Raw genomic sequence first — 21,174 nt, 5'->3', positions numbered from 1 at the left:
ATGGAATTGAATGGCGAAACCCTTCGTTTTATACGTGAACATCGCAAGGATGATGTACGCAGCCTGGCACTGCAAGCACCGAAATATCCCGATGTGGATATGCCTGTTGCACTGACGCAGATAGCGGGCAGACAGGCGGCAGCTGAGAAAATACCGTCCTGGCATGAGGAAGAAAGCGTTCTATATCCCCGTCACCTATCGTTAGAGCAATGTTCTTCGGAAGCTACGGCACGATACAAAGCATCTATCATTCCGGAGTCCTCCTCCGGCACACTGACCGACTTAACCGGAGGCTTCGGCATAGACTGTGCTTTTCTTTCTCCGAAATTCCATCATGTCACCTATGTGGAACGGCAGGAAGTTCTTTGCGAGATTGCATCGCACAACTTCCCATTACTGGGTCTGAATCATATCCGGATAGAAAACAAAGACGGCATCCGGCATCTGCAAGAGATGTCTTCCGTCGACTGGATATTCATTGATCCTGCCCGTCGTGACGGGCATGGCGGTAAGACTGTTGCCATTGCCGACTGTGAACCGAATGTAGCAGAACTGGAATCCCTGCTACTCGAAAAGGCGCAGCACGTAATGGTGAAGCTCTCCCCTATGCTCGACCTGTCTTTGGCTATTCAGGATTTAAAGTACGTACAGGAAGCACATATTGTTTCTGTAAACAATGAATGCAAGGAACTCTTGCTTATCCTGGGACACAACACTGTTGCCGCAGAGAATATTCCTATCCATTGCATCAATCTGCAAACGAAGGATGGGAGAAATACAAAGACAACCGGACAGTTCTTCACCTTCACCCGCGAACAGGAACAATCAAGCCCGAGTGAATATACCGGTACTTTAGATAAATATCTGTACGAACCCAACGCGTCCATCCTCAAAGCAGGGGCTTTCCGCAATGTAGCCTGTATATATAAGGTAAAGAAGCTGCATCCTAACAGCCACCTCTATACTTCCGGTGAACCGATAAAGAACTTTCCCGGAAGAAGTTTCCGGATAACGGGGGTATGTACATTAAATAAGAAAGAGCTAAAAGGCGTATTAGGAGATCTGAAGAAAGCCAATATCACGGTTCGTAACTTTCCAAGTTCAGTAGCGGAACTCCGTAAACGTATCAAACTGAGCGAAGGCGGAGAAGTTTATCTGTTCGCTACGACCTTAAATAATGAACAGAAGGTTCTGATCCGATGTGAGAAAGCAGAAGGAAGGAACTAATATGATTTGTTGGCGCAATTGATTCCTTCTTGTAGGGTTATGAATTAATTCACCACAGAGTAACACAACAAATTACAATATCCCCCTCCGGAATATAGCCTGTAACAGGCATTTTTCTCTTTAATGTAACCTCAGCAAAACAAGATGTAACATCCGGAGGAAATCTGTAACATAGACTCAACTTTCTGAAATACGATTCTTCTTCCAAATCCTCTTTTCTGCCTATTTTTGTAATCGTCATCCACAATGACAAAACAGAAGTCTATTAATAACAATAAAAACGCACTAATACCATGAAAAGAAAACTTCAGTTGCTCACCGGAATCGGATGCCTGTGTCTGTGCTTCCTTTCCTGTTCACAACCTCCCTACAAGAACCCGGCTCTAAGCCCGGAAGAACGCGCCAATGATCTGGTAGGCCGACTTACATTGGAAGAGAAAGCCGCATTGATGCAAAACACATCTCCTGCCATCCCCCGACTGGGCATAAAAGCCTATGACTGGTGGAACGAAGCGCTGCACGGCGTAGGACGTGCCGGACTGGCCACTGTATTCCCGCAAGCCATCGGTATGGGAGCTTCTTTCAACAACGAACTGCTTTACGATGTATTCACCGCAGTTTCGGATGAAGCACGTGCCAAGAATACCGAATTCAGCAAAGAAGGCGGATTAAAACGTTATCAGGGGCTCACCATGTGGACACCCAATATCAACATCTTCCGTGATCCGCGCTGGGGACGGGGACAGGAAACTTACGGAGAAGATCCTTACCTCACAGGGCAGATGGGTATGGCAGTGGTACGCGGCCTGCAAGGACCTGAAGGAGAGAAGTATGATAAGCTACATGCCTGTGCCAAGCACTATGCCGTACATTCCGGTCCGGAGTGGAACCGCCATAGTTTCAATGCCGAGAACATCGACCCGCGTGATTTATGGGAAACTTATCTGCCCGCTTTTAAAAACCTGGTTCAGAAAGCGCATGTAAAAGAAGTGATGTGTGCCTACAACCGCTTTGAAGGTGAACCCTGCTGCGGAAGTAACCGCCTGCTTATGCAAATTCTGCGTGATGAATGGGGATATAAAGAAATCGTAGTATCGGATTGCTGGGCAATCAGCGACTTCTACAACAAAGGTGCCCATGAAACTGATCCCGACAAACAACACGCTTCCGCCAAAGCCGTACTCTCCGGAACAGATGTGGAATGTGGCGACAGCTATGCTTCACTGCCCGAAGCCGTAAAGGAAGGATTGATTGACGAGAAACAGATAGACATCTCTCTGAAGCGCCTGATGAAAGCCCGCTTTGAGTTGGGTGAGATGGACGAACCTTCACAAGTGTCCTGGGCACAAATTCCTTACAGCGTAGTAGATAGTAAAGAACATCGTGAACTGGCACTCCGTATGGCACGTGAGAGCCTTGTGTTGCTGCAAAACAATCAAAGTTTACTGCCTTTAAACAAGAACCTGAAAGTGGCCGTGGTAGGACCTAATGCCAATGACTCCGTAATGCAATGGGGCAACTACAATGGTTTTCCCTCACATACCATCACTCTATTGGAGGGTATCCGCGAATATCTGCCCGAATCACAGATCATCTACGAACCCGGATGCGACCTGACCTCCGACGTCACTTTGCAAAGTGTATTCCAGCAATGCAGCATGGATGGCAAGCAAGGTTTCAGTGCCAAATACTGGAATAATACGAAACAGGAAGGAACACCGGATGTAACCAATCACATCAGCACACCCTTCCACTTCATCACCACCGGTGCCACGACCTTTGCTGCCGGCATCAACCTGCAAGATTTCTCCGCCAGTTACGAATCCGTATTCCGTCCCGCCAAGAGTGAAGATATCGCCTTTCGTTTCCAGACCCAAGGGATAACCAAACTCTCAATTGACGGCAAGGAAGTTGCCGCAGGCATGAATTTCAAAAACAAGTCCAAAGTCTACACCCTCCAGGCAGAAGCCGGAAAAGAATATCGTATCAAGATTGATTTTGCTTTCCGCAACCGTGATGCCGCACTCGATTTTGACATGGGACGCGAAGTTCCCGTTGACCTGAAACAAACCGTAGACAAAGTAAAAGAGGCAGATGTTATCATCTTTGCCGGAGGTATATCCCCGGCAGTGGAAGGTGAGGAAATGCATGTCAACATTCCCGGCTTCAAGGGAGGTGACCGCGAAACCATCGAACTTCCGTCTATCCAAAGCCGTCTGCTTGCCGAATTGAAGAAAGCCGGAAAGAAGATCGTATTCGTCAACTTCTCCGGTTCCGCTATCGCCCTGACTCCCGAATCGAAAACATGCGATGCTATCCTGCAAGCATGGTATCCCGGTCAGGCAGGTGGTACAGCCATTGCAAACGTTCTATTCGGAGATTATAATCCGGCAGGACGTCTTCCGGTGACTTTCTATAAGAGCACCAAGCAATTGCCGGACTTCGAGGACTACTCCATGAAAGGACGTACTTACCGCTATATGACGGAAAACCCGCTCTTCCCCTTTGGTCATGGGTTGAGTTACACGACTTTCCAATATGGAAACGCTTCTTTGAATACATCTGAAATCAAAGATGGGGAACAAGTTACTTTGACTATTCCTGTTAGCAACACGGGTAAATACGATGGTGAAGAAGTGGTACAGGTATATCTGCGCCATCCGGGCGATAAAGAGGGACCTTCACATGCACTCCGTGCCTTTAAACGTGTAGCGATAGCTAAAGGGGCAACAAATAATGTCACCATACCTTTGAGCAAAGAAAATTTTGAATGGTTTGATACAAGTACCAACACTATGCGTCCGATAGAAGGTGATTATGAAATTCTGTATGGCGGTACATCAGAACTGAAACAACTGAAATCAATTCCTGTCACTATTAAATAGCTCGCTTAACTCCTTTAAATTCACTAAAAACATTCCTTTATGAAGAATTTATTCTATCTCCTCCTCTGTCTCATCGCCGGAGCATCGTGCAGTCAGGCAGACCCGACAAAGCCCTGGGATAAAGGTGCCTTTGAGACACAGAAATACCGGAATCTCTTTGCCGAGATGGGTTATAAACAGGCAGACATTGACGCCAAACTCAAATCCGTCTTCGACGGTGTGTTCTACGGCCCTGACAAAGTATATTTCGAAGTAGGCGATTCTATGGCATATATCAGCGACGTCAAAAATCATGACGTCCGCACCGAAGGTATGTCCTACGGATTAATGATTGCCGTCCAGTTCGACCGTCAGGATATCTTCGACCGTCTCTGGCGATGGGGCACAAAGTACATGCAGCACCAGGATGGTCCACTGAAAGGTTACTTTGCCTGGAGTTGTGCAACGGACGGTACCCGTAACTCCCAAGGCCCCGCCTCCGACGGAGAGCTTTACTATGTAACCGCCCTCATCTTCGCTTCCAACCGTTGGGGAAATGACACCGGCATCAACTACCTTGCCGAAGCCCAGAATATCCTGAACTGTTCCATGGAGAAAGACGGCACAAACCGTGTAATGCCTTTCATCAATGTGGAGCATAAGCTCATCACTTTCGTTCCGGACATACATGGCGGACGTTTTACCGACCCGTCTTACCATGTACCCGCTTTTTACGAAGTATGGGCACGCTGGGCCAATGACGGCAGAGCTGACTTTTGGCGTGAATGCGCCGAACGCAGCCGCGAATATCTGCATAAAAGTATCCACCCCGTAACCGGACTAAACCCCGATTATAACAACTATGACGGCAGTTTGCTGGGCAACAACCGCATCATCGGCGATGCTTTCCGCTTTGACTCCTGGCGCGTACCTATGAACATCGCCTTAGATTACTCCTGGGCATGTGCCGACAAAGAGTGGCAACAGGAATACGGCAATAAAATCCAGAACTTCCTTTACAGCCAGGGTATTGATACTTTCGTAGATCAGTATAACGTAGACGGCACGCAAGTAAAAGACACCCTCCGGGCCGGAGAGCATAAGGCATTAAGACATTCTTTAGGTCTGGTTGCTACTTCCGCCGCCGCCTCACTGATGTGTACCCACGAGAAAAGCCGCGAGTTTGTAGATAAGTTATGGAACGCAAAACATGAGCCGTATGAAGACGGATATTTCGATGCTTACTATGACGGATTGCTCCGCCTCTTCGCTTTCATGCATCTGAGCGGAAATTATAGAATCATATTCCCGGAAAAGTAAAGAATAAGTAACAAACAATTGCAATATACTTGTAGGGGTAACATTGCCCCTACAAGTATAATATAAACACACCATTACTACAGAAAGCGTTAAAAACTACCGAAAACACCCCTTACCACTACCATAGATATCAAGAATGAACAAATAGTTTTATTTTTTGGTGCTATACTACTACGATTTCAAAACAATCTTCACTACGTTTGTAATAAGTAAAAGTTACGCATAATGCAACTACTTATCACAATGCCACAGTCACTTTAATTAAAACTATATGAATAAACTGATTCTTTTGGTATGCACAGTTCTGATGGCTGGATGTACCGCAACTACAAAAGAAGAACTGACCGAATCCGGATTGAAGCGAAGCGATTTCCAGACAGAAGTCAATGGTGAGAAAACGGACCTGTTCGTTCTGAAGAACAAGAACAAGATGGAAGTGTGTGTCACTAATTTCGGAGGCCGCATCGTATCGGTCATGGTTCCCGACAAGGATGGAAACATGAAGGATGTGGTATTGGGCTTTGATTCCATACAGGACTACATCAAATATCCGTCTGATTTCGGAGCAAGTATCGGACGATATGCCAATCGTATTAACCAGGGACGCTTCACACTGGATGGTGTGGAATATCAATTGCCGCAAAATAACTACGGCCATTGCTTGCACGGCGGTCCGAAAGGTTTCCAGTATCGTGTGTACAAAGGGGTACAGAAGAGCGACCAGGAATTGCAACTGACTTATCTGGCAAAGGACGGAGAAGAAGGATTCCCCGGCAATCTGCAATGCACCGTTATCATGAAACTGACAGATGACAATGCCATCGATATACAATATGAAGCAGAAACAGATAAACCTACCATCGTCAACATGACCAACCATTCTTACTTCAACCTGGATGGTGATCCGTCTACGGATAACTCCGCTTACCTGCTGACACTGAATGCCGATAGTTATACTCCGGTAGACAGTACTTTCATGACAACCGGCGAAATAGTAACAGTAGAAGGGACTCCCATGGATTTCAGAAAGCCCACCGCTATCGGTGCCAATATCAACCAGGACTTTGAACAGTTGAAGAATGGCAACGGAATCGATCATAACTGGGTTTTGAATACTCAAGGAGATGTAAACAAGGTGTGTGCCACCCTTGAATCACCGACTACCGGCATCGTTCTGGATGTTTATACCAATGAACCCGGTATACAGGTATATTGCGGCAACTTCCTGGATGGAACTTTGACGGGCAAGAAGGGAATCGTTTATAACTTCCGTGCATCTGTCTGCTTGGAAACACAGAAGTATCCTGATACACCAAATAAGCCGGAATGGGCATCGGCGGTATTAAGACCGGGAGAAAAGTATCATAGCGAGTGTATTTATAAGTTCTCGGTACGTAAATAAAATCTGCCCTTTTTGACAAAAAAGAAAACAATATATTGCAAGAAATAATATATAGATTATTCTAACAATATCCCATGATATAAACAAGCCGCAGGCCAATGACACAAAGTCTCGCCTGCGGCTTTACTATCTACCTCAACTTAATAAAGGTAAACGATTTTATTGATCCTTCAAGGTTTTATCGATTTTATCCACATAAAAATCTATTCCATCCTATCACAGCCCGCATTTTAACAGAAAAGCATCGATATATTCCACAATAAACGCTTTTAAGTCCTACCCAATCCATCCATTAATCCGTATCTTTGCAATGTACAATAGAAACAAAATTAATACCTATGAGAACCAAAATATTACTAGCTTCTTTAGCGCTTTCGATAGGAACACTATCTGCGCAGAACTATCAGGTACCGATATCGGAAAAAAATGAATCCATGATGCAAGGCAAATTCCAACCCACATGGAACTCACTGGAAAACTATCAAGTTCCCGAATGGTTCAGAAATGCGAAATTCGGTATCTGGGCGCATTGGGGGCCGCAATGTGTGGAAGGTTCGGGTGATTGGATGGCACGCTCCATGTATCTGGAAGGGTCATCGGAATATAAACATCACGTCGAGCACTATGGTCACCCCTCTGAAGTAGGCTTCAAAGATATTATCCCTTTATTCAAAGCTGAAAAATGGGATCCAGACAAATTAGTTGAATTCTATAAAAAAATAGGTGCACAGTATTTTTTCGCCTTAGGCAATCACCATGACAACTTCGACCTTTGGGATAGCAAATACCAGCCATGGAATTCAAAGAATATGGGACCGAAACGTGATATCCTGGCAGAATGGGAGAAAGCCGCACGCAAGTACGAACTTCCATTCGGCATCAGTTTCCATGCTGACCATGCCTGGACTTGGTATGAACCCGCTCAACGTTATGACAGGAAGGGACCCAAAGCCGGTATTCCTTATGATGGTACATTGACAAAAGCTGATGGCAAAGGCAAATGGTGGGAAGGGTACGACCCGCAGGATTTGTATGCACAAAACCATCCGATGAGTGAAAAAAGTTGGGCTGACGGTATGATTCACAGCCAATGGGCTTGGGGAAACGGAGCATGTTTACCTACACAAGAATATTGCACAAACTTCTATGACCGTACAGTAGACGCTATCAACCGCTACAACCCTGATCTTATTTATTTTGACGTAACAGTAGCTCCATTTTATCCGGTCAGCGATGCCGGACTGAAAATCGCAGCTCACTTCTATAACCATAACATAGCATCTCACAAAGGGAAACTCGAGGCCGTTATGTTAAGTAAGATATTAGATGAAAACCAACGTAAGGCCATAGTTTGGGATGTAGAACGCGGTGCCCCCAATCAAATTATGGAGCAACCATGGCAATCTTGCTCATGCATCGGAGGATGGCATTATAATACAGCTATCTACGAGAACAATTGGTATAAATCCGCAGCAGATGTTGTAAAACTGTTAGTTGATATCGTTAGCAAAAACGGTAATCTACTGCTCAGTGTCCCATTACGGGCTGATGGTACTTTTGATGAAAAGGAAGAGAAGATATTGAATGAGTTTGGAGAGTGGATGAATATTAATAAAGAAGCAATTTTCGATACACGCCCCTGGGAAGTATTCGGCGAAGGACCGATAGCCGAAGCTGATATCAAGATTAATGCACAGGGATTCAACGAAGGAGCATATAGTAAGGCTACAGCACAGGAAATCCGTTTCACTCAGACAAAGAAGGCCTTGTACGCAACAGTACTGGCTTGGCCGGAGGATGGAAAAGTTGTTATAAAATCATTATCAGCCAACCAAAAGTTATATTCCGGAAGAATTAAGAAAGTAGAATTGCTGGGATATGGGAATTTGGATTTCATCAGAACTTCGGAAGGCCTCCAGATAAACCTCCCTGAGAAAAAGCTCAATAATATCGCTCCGGTTCTTAAAATAAGGAAATAAGAAAGAACGTTGATGGAGTAGATTCAAAATCGGTATGAAAGATCTTAATTTCGCTAGCTGGTATAAAACAACTATCGCACCATGAAAACACCCCAAATAGTATTCGCTTTATTTTTATTGATAATTTTAGTATCGACAGGCAGTCATGCACAATCGGTATACTATGTATCCCATTCTACTTCATTGAAAGAGGATGGAAGCCAGGCATATCCTTACCACTCGATTCATAGAGCAATCGAAAAGGCCAAGGAGGATAAGAATAGTGTGACAATTTACTTAAGAGAAGGAAAATACATTCTGGATAAGCCAATAGTATTAACTCCGGAAAACAGCTGTGATTCGAAAACTCTAACCATAAAAGCATACCCCGAAGAAAACGTTGTTTTGTCAAGTGGCATTTCATTGAACCTGAAGTGGGAGAAGTACAAAAAAGGCATCATGCGGGCAAGCGTTTCGGGAAATCCAATTATGGATATGCTCATTGTAAATGGAAATATAAGACATATGGCCCGTTTCCCCAACTATGATAAGGAGGCGGTTCGATTTAATGGCACATCCGCTTTAGCTACAGACCCGGCGAGAGTAAAAAAATGGAAAGATCCGGAAGGGGGTTATCTACATGCCATGCACAAGCATGACTGGGGGGATTTTCATTATCGCATTATAGGCAAAACCCCAAAAGGTGAACTACAGTTGGAAGGTGGTTGGCAAAACAATCGTCCAATGGGAATCCATAAAGAGAATAGGATGGTGGAAAACATCTTTGAAGAACTGGATGCTCCCGGAGAATGGTATTATAGCCAAGATGAAGGTTGGTTGTATTATTATCCTTTACCAGAGGAGAACATTAATGAGGCGACCTTTGAAACTCCGCAACTTAAACATTTGATTGAAATCGTAGGAAAAGAATCCGCACCGGTGAAAAATGTAACCATTGAAGGGATAGAACTCACGCAAACCGTTAGAACGTTTATGGAAGATTATGAACCGCTTCTTCGTTCGGACTGGACAATATATCGAGGTGGTGCCGTTATATTCAGAAGAACAGAAAATTGCATTTTACATGATTGTTATATCCATAACGTAGGAGGCAATGGTATATTCTTTGATAAATATAATCGTCATTCGGCAATAACCGGTTCTTTCCTGACTTCCATCGGAGCTAGTGCCATCTGTTTTGTCGGAGATCCGGCAGGACTACGGTCTCCGAGTTTTAGGTACGAAGAGTTTGTCACCCTGGATAAAATGGATCGTGCTAAAGGTCCTCTAAATGAGAATCACCCAGCCTACTGTGAGGTATATAACAATTTGATATGCAATATCGGTTTGTTTGAAAAACAAATAACCGGAGTAGAACTGTCCATGTGTCGCAATATTACGATTAGCCATAACAGCATTTACGACACACCACGTGCCGGAATAAATATTAGCGAAGGCACATGGGGAGGACATATCATTGAACACAATGACATCTTTAACACCGTAAAAGAGACAGGAGATCATGGTTCTATTAATTCTTGGGGACGTGATCGTTTCTGGCATCCGGATTATAATATCATGGCACAAATCGTTTGTGAACACCCGGCATTAATTCTGGCAGATATAGTTAACCCCATCATAATTCGCCACAATCGTTTACGTTGTGACAGAGGATGGGATATAGATTTGGATGATGGTTCCAGCAATTACCAGATTTATGATAACCTGTGCTTGAATGGAGGAATTAAATTGAGAGAAGGATTTTATCGAACTGTTGCAAACAATATTTTAATCAATAATACACTCCATCCGCATTTATGGTTTAAAAATAATGGAGATGTTTTTTCACATAATATTGTAATGACTGAATATAAGCCTATTAATCTTAATGGGTGGGGAAAAATGGTAGATTATAACATTTTTACCGACAGTGCGGCATATATTGCAGCTCGCAGATGGGATAATGACATTCATTCCATAGTAACAACAGTGCAATTTGTGGATGCCGCAAAAGGTAACTTTAATGTAGCTGATGATTCTGAAGCCATAACCAAAGGAGGATTCCATAATTTTTCAATGAATGACTTCGGGGTATTATCACCTCATCTAAAACAAAAGGCGAAAACACCTTTGATGCCGGTACCACTTATGGCAAATAATGCCATGGATAGCTCCATCATGACTTGGAAGGGGATTACACTCAAAAGCTTGAATACATTAGGAGAACGTTCAGCTACAGGTATGGATGTGGAACGCGGGGTTTATGTGATTTCTGTCGACGCTTTAGGAAGTCCTGTTAGAGATTTTATCGCTCCCAATGATGTTATACTAGGCATAAAAGGAATTCCTGTGAACAATTTGGAAGACTTGAAGGAAGCATTGAAACATATTGTTGCGAAAGAAAAAGCTGAAATCACTATTTTTAGATCACAGAAGGAGCAAAAAGTTATTATAACCTTTTAATACTGTACAGAACTTCTAATGGAGCAATTACCAACCTTAATGGGCATTTTCCAATTGTTGCCCCCCAAACGTACGACTCCGATAACTTTCATCGGGTATCAACCTATGAAAATAGGTTCTCAGAGTATTCATATTAGGATTACCCACGCACTGAGCTGAATAAATCTTTCAGCATGTGATCGATTTCACAGAGAGTCATTGGCACTAATAAAGATATAAAATTGAAACAGGATAAGGATTGATGATTATTAGGAAATAACTTAAAACATATAAAATGAAAGAAAAGGGATATCGGATAAACGAATATGGCTGCCCTGTAAAAAGGTATTGTCAGACATTAAGCCTTAAAAAAGATCCGGAACTTATTGCAGAATATCGCAATATTCATAGTCGGGAAAAAGCTTGGCCTGAAATTAGACAAGGAATTCGCTCCATAGGGATACTAGAGATGGAAATATACATATTGGGCACATATTTATTCATGATTATAGAAACACCTCTTGATTTTGATTGGGAAACAGCCATGGATAGGTTGTCACGCTTACCCAAGCAAGCGGAATGGGAGAACTATGTAGCTAAGTTTCAGGAATGTTCTCCTAACAGCAGTTCTTCAGAAAAATGGAAGTTAATGGAACGAATATTCCATCTATATGAATAGTAGCTTAAAAAATATAAGCGTTTTTACCTTGGCAAGCTAGAATATTAAATGTTATTGTTAGTCGGCTTTATTAAATACATTGAAATATGGGAAAGTACATTTATCTTATGTTGACTTTGGCTTTATGCGCCTCCTGTCAATCTACAAGCAAGAAGTCTTATAACATAGACTCAGTTGCTTCGCCTAAAGGCACAGAAATTTTCCAGCCCAATTGGGAAAACATAGCAAAGAACTATCAGTTCCCCGAGTGGTTTGTCGATGCTAAATTTGGCATATTCATTCATTGGGGAGTTTATGCTGTCCCGGCCTACAACAGCGAATGGTATTCACGAGATATGTATCAGAAAGGACACCATTCTTATAAACATCACATTGAAACATGGGGGCCGCAGGATAAGTTTGGTTACAAAGACTTCATACCTTTATTCAAAGCCGAAAAATTCAATGCCGAAGAATGGGTAGAGTTATTTAAGAAAGCTGGAGCTAAATATGTTGTTCCTGTTGCAGAACATCATGATGGTTTTTCCATGTATGACAGCGACTTGAATGAATGGAATGCCGTAAAGATGGGACCGAAAAAGGACATCATAGGATTATTGAAGAAAGCCATAGAGAAAGAGGGACTTGTTTTCGGACTATCCACTCACAGAGCCGAAAATGCCTGGTTCTTCAATGGTGGAATGAATTTCCCCTCTGATGTGCAGGATACAACCATCACCTTGTATGGCAGAAGATATGACAACGAAAAATATACTGAAGATGTGGCCCGTGAATGGCTTACCCATACCTATGAACTAGTGGATAAATACCAGCCCAAGCTCATCTGGTTCGACTGGTCAGTTAACAATCCGGTATTGATGCCATACTTTAATAAATTCATGGCTTACTATTACAACAGTGCATTAGATTGGGGTGAGAATGTAGTGGTAAATACCAAACAAGGGTATCCGACTGATGTTCAAGTATGGGACGTAGAACGGGGCAAGTCCGGAAAGATGATGCAATTCCCTTGGCAAACGGACACTTCCGTAGGTAAAAGATCATGGTCGTACATCAATGGAGAAGAAAATAAGACTCCGGAACAAATTGTACACGACTTAATTGATATCGTCAGTAAAAACGGAAATCTACTGCTGAATATAGGTCCACGTGCAGATGGAACCATCACTGATGAGCAAAAAGAAGTACTGCTTTCTATTGGCAAGTGGCTGGAAGTAAATGGAGAAGCTATTTACGGCACACGATGTTGGAAAAAGTTTGGAGAAGGTGACACTGAACCAGCAAAAGGTTCTTTCTCTGATAATGCAGCAACGGCTTACACAGCCCAAGATATTCGCTTTACAACAAAAGGTAATGACTTCTATGCTATTGTTTTGAATTGGGGCAACGATGGTGTTTTAGTGAAATCCTTGAATAAAGAAGCCATAAATGATGCCAAAATACTAGGCATAAATCTTTTAGGTTCTGATGAAAAAATCAATTGGGAACAAACTGATGAAGGCTTAAAAATAGCTTTCCCCGAAAAGAAACCCTGCGATTATGCTTACTCATTTAAAATATCTTTCGATAAGAAAGTTGGAGAACATCTTAAATCGGAAGCAATCAATGAGGTGATGAAGCATGGCTCTTAATCTGGCTTATGCAAAGTATTTGGTCCTATGGTCAATCCAATTGGACCTTACTCCCGGCACAAAGGTTCCCCAGTCAAAGTCCCACACCGGACCAGCCTTCAGCTTATCCCCCCTGTCCTTATTACCTTCCCATCCTTGTAAGCCGCCTGCAATGTGGCAGCGGCTTCCTGCAGTCCTTTCACGGATTCCTGCAAACATAAGAAAAGCCTCGACATGATGATAAAAGGGAAGATACTTTTATTCTCGACCGCCGTAACAGAATCGTAATCAATTTGTCACTCTCTCTTCAGCGATTCGTAAGGCAAGCGTAATCATAATCCTCTACTTTTGCGGCAAATTCATTAACGTATCATAACAAGTATGAAACACATTTTTAGAGTATTTACGCTCTTATTCTTATTTACAGCGGTCAGCAATCTGACAAAAGCTGATGAGAAAACAAACGTAGTAAAACAAGGCACTGTACGCGGTCGTATCATCGACACTTCAAAGCAAACCCTTCCGGGTGCCTCCGTTTACATTGAAAAGCTACATGCCGGGGTGACGAGTGACGTCAACGGCTTCTACACTTTCCCTAATCTGGAACCGGGAACTTACACCATAAAAGTAAGTTATGTAGGCTACTCACCTGTGGAATTAAAAATAACGATTCCCGAAGGACGTACCCTGGAGAAAGATGTCATACTGAACGAAGGACTCGAACTTCAGGAAGTGGTAGTAGGTGGAGCTTTCCAGGGACAACGCCGCGCTATTAATTCACAGAAAAACAGCCTCGGTATCAAGAATGTGGTTTCTGCCGACCAAGTAGGCAAGTTTCCGGATTCTAACATTGGAGATGCTTTGAAACGTATTTCAGGTATCAACGTACAGTATGACCAGGGCGAAGCCCGTTTCGGACAAGTACGTGGAACAAGTGCGGATATGAGTTCCGTCACCATCAACGGCAACCGAGTTCCTTCTGCTGAAGGCGATACACGTAATGTACAGCTCGACCTGATCCCTGCGGATATGATACAGACGATCGAAGTGAATAAAGTCGTTACTCCGGATATGGATGCCGACGCCATCGGTGGCTCCATTAATTTAGTGACCAAGAACTCTCCTTATAAGCGTTTCATCAGTGCCACTGCCGGAACCGGTTACAACTGGATTAGCGACAAAGCACAATTAAATTTAGGATTTACTTATGGTGACCGTTTCTTCAACGACAAATTGGGGGTCATGCTTTCCGCTTCTTACCAGAACTCGCCTTCCGGTTCGGACGATGTTGAATTTGTATGGGACAAAGATGTAGAAACCGGAGAACTCTGCATCACCGACTACCAGGTTCGTCAATACTACGTCACCCGAGAGCGTCAAAGTTATTCCGCCGCCCTCGACTGGGATATTAACGAAAACCACAAACTCACCTTCAAAGGTATCTTCAATAATCGCAATGATTGGGAAAACCGTTACCGCCTCACCGTGAAAGGCATCAACCTGGAAGAGGATGACAATGGCAACGAATACTGTTCTATTAACAACAAAGGTACCATGCGTGTACAGACCAAAGGCGGCACGCCCGATAACCGCAACGCCCGTCTGGAACGCCAGCGCACCATGGACTTTACCCTCGGCGGTGAGCATCTCTTCGGCAAACTGGATACAAGATGGAGTGTTAACTACGCCAAAGCCAGCGAAGAACGTCCCAACGAACGTTACATCGACTATCAGCTGAAAAAACAGAAATTCAATATGGATCTGAGTGACGAACGTAAACCACTGCTTACTCCGCAAGAAGGTTCAACCATGTATCTGAACGATGATTTCAGCCTGAAAGAAGTGACCGAACAACAAGAAGACATTCAGGAAAAAGACTTTAAGTTCAAACTCGACTTCAGCCTGCCGCTTACGAAAGGAGAATTCGGAAACCACCTACGCTTCGGTACCAAAGTAGTACATAAGACTAAGGACAAGGAAATTGACTTCTACGAATATACCCCGCTGGATGAAGAAGGTTTCGACAAAGCCAGTCTGGCTGCTGCCGTCGACCAGAATCGTGACGGATACATTCCGGGAGATCAATACAAAGTAGGCAGTTTCGTAAGCAAAGAATATTTGGGATCTCTCGACCTGAATAATGCAAGCCTGTTCGAAAAAGAGCAAGTGCAAGAAGAACTCGCCACCAATTTCAAGGCAAAAGAAACTGTCGCAGCCGGTTATCTGCGTTTCGACCAGAAACTCGGCAAGAAGTGGGATCTGATGCTCGGATTACGTCTGGAAAATACACATGTGAAATATTCCGGTAGCCAATTCGATGCAGATGAAGAGAAAACAACCCGCACGCCCTACGAATCGGATAGTTACCTAAATGTACTTCCCTCCGTCCTGGTGAAATATGATGTAAACGATGACTTCAAGGTACGCGCTTCGTTCACCAACACCATTGCACGCCCCAAGTACTCCGCCTTGGCGCCCAACATTACAATTAAGCGCAGCGACAACGAGATTTCCCTCGGTAATCCGGGATTGAAGCCGACACTCTCCTATAACTTCGATCTGAGTGGTGAATATTATTTCAAAAGTATCGGTCTCGTCAGTGCCGGCATCTTCTACAAGAAGATTAACGACTTCATTGTAGACCAGACATTGCGCAACTATAGCTACAACGGAACCACCTATACTAAATTCAGCCAGCCGCGCAACTCCGGCAATGCTGATCTGCTGGGTGTGGAAGTAGCCTATCAACGCGACTTCAGTTTCATTGCCCCGTCCTTGAAGTGCATCGGTTTCTACGGAACTTACACCTATTCTTACTCCCGGGTAGATAACTTCAACTTCGAAGGACGCGAGAATGAAAGCAGCCTGCGCCTCCCGGGATCTCCGGAGCACACAGCCAATGCTTCACTCTTCTTCGAGAAGTCAGGATTAAGTATCCGCCTCTCTTATAACTATGCATCTGCATTCATCGATGAAATGGGTTCGGAAAAGTTCTATGACCGTTACTACGATGCTGTGAATTATATGGATGCCAATGCCAGCTATACTTTCGGCAAGAAGTTAAAAACGACCTTCTATGCTGAAGCTAACAACCTGCTGAACCAGCCTTTACGCTACTATCAAGGTACAAAGGATCGCACGATGCAAAGCGAACACTACGGTATAAAGGTAAATGCAGGTGTGAAAATCAATTTCTAACCACTTAAGTAACAATCAAAAAATATCATAATGAAAAAAGTATTCTCTCTCCTTTTAGTTATTCTCCTCAGTAATTGGGCTGTCGCACAGATAACGGACTATTCCATATTCGACAAGAAATTCAATTTTTATGTAGCCAACGATCTCGGCCGCAACGGCTACTACGACCAGAAGCCCATAGCCGAGCTGATGGGAACCATGGCCGAAGAAATAGGCCCCGAATTTGTAGTTGCCACCGGAGATATACATCATTTCGAAGGCGTACGCAGCGTGAATGATCCGTTGTGGATGACAAACTATGAGCTCATCTACTCTCATCCGGAACTGATGATCGACTGGTTCCCCGTGCTCGGCAATCATGAGTACCGTGGCAACACACAGGCGGTATTGGACTACACCAGCATCAGTCGCCGCTGGACCATGCCCGCCCGCTACTATACAAAGGCATTTGAAGACAAAGGTACCACTATCCGCATCGTCTGGATAGACACCGCCCCTATGATGGACAAATACCGCAATGACTCCGCCACCTATCCCGACGCGTGCAAACAGGATTTACAAAAACAACTCTCTTGGATCGACTCTGTACTGACCAGTGCCAAAGAAGACTGGATCATCGTAGCCGGACACCATCCCATCTATGCAGAAACTTCGAAAGATGACAGCGAACGTCTGGATATGCAGAAACGTCTCGATCCGATACTCCGCAAGCACAAGGTAGACATGTACATCTGCGGACATATCCACAACTTCCAGCATATTCGCAGGCCGGGAAGTGATATCGACTACATTGTCAACTCAGCCGGTTCCCTTGCCCGCAAAGTGAAACCCACAGAAGGAACCGTCTTTTGTAATCCGGAACCGGGCTTCTCTGTAGTATCTGCGGACAAAAAAGAACTGACATTGCGGATGATTGATAAAAAAGGCAACATACTGCATACCATAAGCCGGAAAAAATGAGAAAGACCTGTTGGCGAAATTAATTCCATTGACGATAGTCATGAAAACGAATTCATTCGCCAACAGGTTAAAAAAAGAGATACAGCTTTATATGTCAAAGGAAAGCAATATATTTGTGCCTATCAAATATACAAACGCTATGAAGAAGTTATCTCTCTATCTACTACTCTGTCTACTAATTGCCGCATGCGTTAAAAACGACGACAAAGACGAACCCATCCTAGTAACCGACATTGTAATGCCTGCTCAGACCAGTTTTAACCCTGGTGATAAAATCACGATTAAAGCACAAGGTATCCAACCCGGTGACGATATTATGTTCGAAATCTATTGGCCGCTCCCCGACCAACCCGCCCTAAACTATCAGGGATATGCTCTTGGAGTATCGCCTGTCATGATTGAACAGACCACTACAAGTATCACCTTCCTGGCACCGGGACATTATCCTGCCTCAACCACCAAGGTACGTCTGCGTCGCTCCGGTGAGATCATGACGCTTGGTGAGATTTCGGTAACCAACGGCGAAGCACCCAAAGAGTTTCAACTCTACGGCATTGTAAATTCTCATTCCGACACGAGTTATGATAACTGCATTGAGCACGTAAACCTCACAGATGGCAGCCCTAAGAACATAGTAAAATTGGCAGAAGACCAGAAAGATTTCTCCTGTGTAGTCAATGTCCCGGAAAGTCAGAACCTCTGCGGAATACAGACGATAGATGGAGTGCGCAAAGTATTCAGCTACGATCTTTCCATGCATTTCTGGCAAGATATGGGACTTGAAAACATATTGACCCTTTGCAACGGCCAAAGCTCTATAATAGCCGTAAGGCAAATATCCACCGATGAAGTGATATTGGCAACCACCGGCTCCTGGCCCTACACCCGAAACATGGATCAAACCTCGAACCGCCGCTACAAACTACCCGTAGGTATAAAGCCCGAATCCCTGACACGCTATCCCGGTGTACAAGGCGGCAGCAGCCAACTGCTACTCTCGGCCAATAACGGAAACAACAGCTTCACTCCCGTTGTACTGGATCTGCAACAAAATAGCGGGAAAATATACATCGGCGATCCGATACAGGCTACCGCACTCATTCCCTTCTGGACAATAATCAGCGGAAAAGATACCGGAACTACTAAATATGTGCGTACCGGTGGATATGCCGTAGTAAGAGCCGATAATGGCCAGACAGAACTGTGTCTTTGGAATCAGACAACAATGAGCTTGGATGAGCCTTTTGCCACATTCCCCAATTCGGCACGTTCAGTAACCATGCTCGCCCAAGATACAGAGACGATGAAAATCTATGTATTGTTCGAAGGTTATCGGAACGGCAGACTGATTTATGCCTACGACTTAGTGAAAAAGGACTGGCAGCAGGTTACAGACAACTATCCTTATTCGGAAATTGTAGCCGCACGATAAAGACACTTCATTTTCTTTATCATCCGCAGCCCTGTCGGACGACTTTAGCAACATTACAAACGGATAACTATCTGTGCGATAAAGCACTTAGTGTTCCACTACATTCACTCGTAGTGGAACACCCGTTCACCCCTATTGGGAAGTACCTTCACTCGTAGTGGGAGATGCCTTCTCTCGTAGTGGGAATCAGTTTCAATCCTACCGGGAGGATCGCTCATTCCCGCACCGGAAAAGGCTTACTTTTTCGGTCGCAGATCATCCTTAGGTATCGTCGTCGCACTCCCGTCGCGTGTAGCAATATAATGTGGAGACATAATTTCTATACCCTCTTCATTAAATCTATCCTGGATATTCTGGTGCAAATCGGAATAAACCTGTGCCAACTGGTTAGCATCTTTAATATATGCATTCACCTGATAGACCGGGTAATAATCCTGAAGAGACGTTTCCAATATAAACGGACGCGGATCATCTACCACTCCGGGAGTATTCAGAGCAGCCTCAACCAGAAGTTGATGTGTCTTCCGCCAGGGAATATCATACCCCACACTCACTTCCGAATGGATAATCAGCCCGTAGTCACGTGCCGACTGACTAAAGTTTACCGTATGCGAAGACATGATGAAAGAGTTCGGAATCGTCACCACCTCATTCTTCGGTGTACGGATGCGCGTCACCAACGGAGTCTTCTCTATTACATTTCCCGTAGTATCATTCAGCTTGATGCGGTCGCCCAACTTAAAGGGACGCATATAGGTGATTACCAATCCCGCAATAATATTCCCGATCACCGTACTCGAACCCAACGAAACAATCAAGCCGACAAAGACCGATATCCCCTGAAAAACGCCCGACTTGGAACCCGGCAGATAGGGATAAATCATAGCAATCATAAATGCATAAAGCAGGAAACGCACAATGTGGAACGTTGGCATAGCCCAATCGGCATAGAAACCACTTATCTTCAGCCGCTCCGATTGAATTTCACTGGCAAGATAATGCACCAACCTCACCAGATACTTCACGGCAAGCCATATCACAAAGATGGTAAACAGGTTGGGAACATATTCTACTATACCCAGGAAGATGCTCTTTATAGGGTCCCATATATACGAGAATAACTTATAAGCAAGGTCTTTCGTTTGGGGAAATATGGAGAAAAGCAACGGCACCGTCAATATCAACTGGAGCAGCATTACGGCATATCGCAACAGATTTGCCAGAAAGACAAGCAGATTCACCTGCTTCTGCGTATCCAGCAATTCATATTCCTGAATGGAGATAGGTTTCAGTTTGGTATCCTTCAATCGTTGAATACGTACTTTCAGCTTATTGAACAACCAGGTGGTGAGTTTAAACAGCAGATACTGACCTATGATTACAAGAATGAAATAGAGAATACGTTTGCCAAGCTGCCACAGACTATGTTCGTCCTTCATTACCTTCAGCTTGTCTACGATCACTTTACGTTTGGCAGCCGCCAACTGGTCGCGCGAGCAACCTTCCCACAGACCATCCTGATCCGTAAAAGAAGAAAGAACCTTATTACCGTACATCAGATCGGTAACAATATCACTGCTCTCTAAGTAAACCGAATCCGGTTGCAGATTAAATCGCTTGCCCAGTTCCGTTATTGCCGCTGCATTCATTTCGGCACGTTGCTGCGGAGTATGACCACCACGCTTGGCAAACAGGTAATATAGCGTATCGCCTTCCACCACCACCGGCACGCCTGTTGTCATCCGCCTGAGCGAATCAATACGCAATCGCTGCTTTGCCAGCTTCAGGGAGTCCGCCGCATCATACTTCAGCCTCATTTGCTCTATCTCCATCCTGAGATTAGCCTCATTCAGCCTTGCAACCTCCAAATCCTCTTTCATCTTCAGCAGATGAACCGAGTCTGTATCTGCCCTTTGAGCAACAACAGTCCCCAAAGTATCGTCATTAAAGACATCTAATACCTTCTCTACCAACTGGGCAGATGCAACGCCCGCAGGCAACAGCAAGAACCAAAGACACAACGCACGTATTCCCTTCATATAAAAGCCCTTAATCAGGTTATTTAGAAACAACAAATTAATT

12 protein-coding genes are annotated in these 21,174 nt (G+C 44.2%); 11 read left to right on the top strand and 1 reads right to left on the bottom strand.

The features are described 5' to 3' along the window. The 11 genes from BACCELL_RS10015 (at position 1) to BACCELL_RS09960 (ending at position 19,092) form a co-directional block, all read left to right on the top strand. Positions 1-1,227 carry a THUMP-like domain-containing protein gene (locus BACCELL_RS10015; RefSeq protein WP_007211637.1) on the top strand — a complete coding sequence of 409 codons (1,227 nt, stop codon included), beginning with the start codon at positions 1-3 and terminating at the stop codon, positions 1,225-1,227. 293 nt (positions 1,228-1,520) lie between these two features. Beyond that, on the top strand, positions 1,521-4,112 hold the full coding sequence (gene xyl3A, locus BACCELL_RS10010; RefSeq protein ID WP_007211635.1) for a xylan 1,4-beta-xylosidase: 2,592 nt from the start codon (positions 1,521-1,523) through the stop codon (positions 4,110-4,112). A gap of 39 nt (positions 4,113-4,151) precedes the next feature. After that, complete coding sequence (locus tag BACCELL_RS10005) at positions 4,152-5,411, top strand: family 8 glycosyl hydrolase (protein WP_007211634.1); 1,260 nt, start codon at positions 4,152-4,154, stop codon at positions 5,409-5,411. A gap of 271 nt (positions 5,412-5,682) precedes the next feature. Further along, a complete protein-coding gene (locus tag BACCELL_RS10000; RefSeq protein WP_007211633.1) occupies positions 5,683-6,813 on the top strand; it encodes an aldose epimerase family protein in 1,131 nt (376 codons plus the stop codon). Between the two features lie 338 nt (positions 6,814-7,151). Continuing rightward, on the top strand, positions 7,152-8,792 hold the full coding sequence (locus BACCELL_RS09995; RefSeq protein WP_007211632.1) for an alpha-L-fucosidase: 1,641 nt from the start codon (positions 7,152-7,154) through the stop codon (positions 8,790-8,792). Positions 8,793-8,873: 81 nt separating this feature from the next. Next, positions 8,874-11,234 carry a PDZ domain-containing protein gene (locus tag BACCELL_RS09990; RefSeq protein ID WP_007211631.1) on the top strand — a complete coding sequence of 787 codons (2,361 nt, stop codon included), beginning with the start codon at positions 8,874-8,876 and terminating at the stop codon, positions 11,232-11,234. Between the two features lie 274 nt (positions 11,235-11,508). Continuing rightward, positions 11,509-11,892 (top strand): L-rhamnose mutarotase, encoded by a 384-nt coding sequence (locus BACCELL_RS09985; RefSeq protein WP_007211630.1) that lies wholly within the window; start codon positions 11,509-11,511, stop codon positions 11,890-11,892. Between the two features lie 86 nt (positions 11,893-11,978). Beyond that, positions 11,979-13,523: an alpha-L-fucosidase gene (locus BACCELL_RS09980; protein ID WP_007211629.1), complete on the top strand. Its 1,545-nt coding sequence runs from the start codon at positions 11,979-11,981 to the stop codon at positions 13,521-13,523. A gap of 360 nt (positions 13,524-13,883) precedes the next feature. Next, on the top strand, positions 13,884-16,700 hold the full coding sequence (locus BACCELL_RS09970) for a TonB-dependent receptor (protein WP_007211627.1): 2,817 nt from the start codon (positions 13,884-13,886) through the stop codon (positions 16,698-16,700). A 30-nt stretch (positions 16,701-16,730) separates the two neighbouring features. After that, a complete protein-coding gene (locus BACCELL_RS09965) occupies positions 16,731-17,660 on the top strand; it encodes a metallophosphoesterase (protein ID WP_007211626.1) in 930 nt (309 codons plus the stop codon). Between the two features lie 139 nt (positions 17,661-17,799). Then, positions 17,800-19,092 carry a WD40-like domain containing protein gene (locus BACCELL_RS09960; RefSeq protein ID WP_044153765.1) on the top strand — a complete coding sequence of 431 codons (1,293 nt, stop codon included), beginning with the start codon at positions 17,800-17,802 and terminating at the stop codon, positions 19,090-19,092. A gap of 236 nt (positions 19,093-19,328) precedes the next feature. Here the strand turns inward: BACCELL_RS09960 and BACCELL_RS09955 are convergent, their stop codons facing one another. After that, positions 19,329-21,131, bottom strand: coding sequence for a mechanosensitive ion channel family protein (locus BACCELL_RS09955; RefSeq protein WP_029426456.1), 1,803 nt, complete (start codon positions 21,129-21,131; stop codon positions 19,329-19,331). Between the last annotated feature and the right edge of the window lie 43 nt (positions 21,132-21,174).

Origin of the sequence: Bacteroides cellulosilyticus DSM 14838, assembly GCF_000158035.1 — a bacterium.
Classification (GTDB): domain Bacteria; phylum Bacteroidota; class Bacteroidia; order Bacteroidales; family Bacteroidaceae; genus Bacteroides; species Bacteroides cellulosilyticus.
This window is presented reverse-complemented; position numbering and strand designations above follow the sequence as displayed.

Coding starts and splice junctions, on each gene's coding strand:
- BACCELL_RS10015 (WP_007211637.1), top strand. CDS start 1: ATGGAATTGAATGGCGAAACCCTTCGTTTTATACGTGAACATCGCAAG.
- xyl3A (WP_007211635.1), top strand. CDS start 1,521: ATGAAAAGAAAACTTCAGTTGCTCACCGGAATCGGATGCCTGTGTCTG.
- BACCELL_RS10005 (WP_007211634.1), top strand. CDS start 4,152: ATGAAGAATTTATTCTATCTCCTCCTCTGTCTCATCGCCGGAGCATCG.
- BACCELL_RS10000 (WP_007211633.1), top strand. CDS start 5,683: ATGAATAAACTGATTCTTTTGGTATGCACAGTTCTGATGGCTGGATGT.
- BACCELL_RS09995 (WP_007211632.1), top strand. CDS start 7,152: ATGAGAACCAAAATATTACTAGCTTCTTTAGCGCTTTCGATAGGAACA.
- BACCELL_RS09990 (WP_007211631.1), top strand. CDS start 8,874: ATGAAAACACCCCAAATAGTATTCGCTTTATTTTTATTGATAATTTTA.
- BACCELL_RS09985 (WP_007211630.1), top strand. CDS start 11,509: ATGAAAGAAAAGGGATATCGGATAAACGAATATGGCTGCCCTGTAAAA.
- BACCELL_RS09980 (WP_007211629.1), top strand. CDS start 11,979: ATGGGAAAGTACATTTATCTTATGTTGACTTTGGCTTTATGCGCCTCC.
- BACCELL_RS09970 (WP_007211627.1), top strand. CDS start 13,884: ATGAAACACATTTTTAGAGTATTTACGCTCTTATTCTTATTTACAGCG.
- BACCELL_RS09965 (WP_007211626.1), top strand. CDS start 16,731: ATGAAAAAAGTATTCTCTCTCCTTTTAGTTATTCTCCTCAGTAATTGG.
- BACCELL_RS09960 (WP_044153765.1), top strand. CDS start 17,800: ATGAAGAAGTTATCTCTCTATCTACTACTCTGTCTACTAATTGCCGCA.
- BACCELL_RS09955 (WP_029426456.1), bottom strand. CDS start 21,131: ATGAAGGGAATACGTGCGTTGTGTCTTTGGTTCTTGCTGTTGCCTGCG.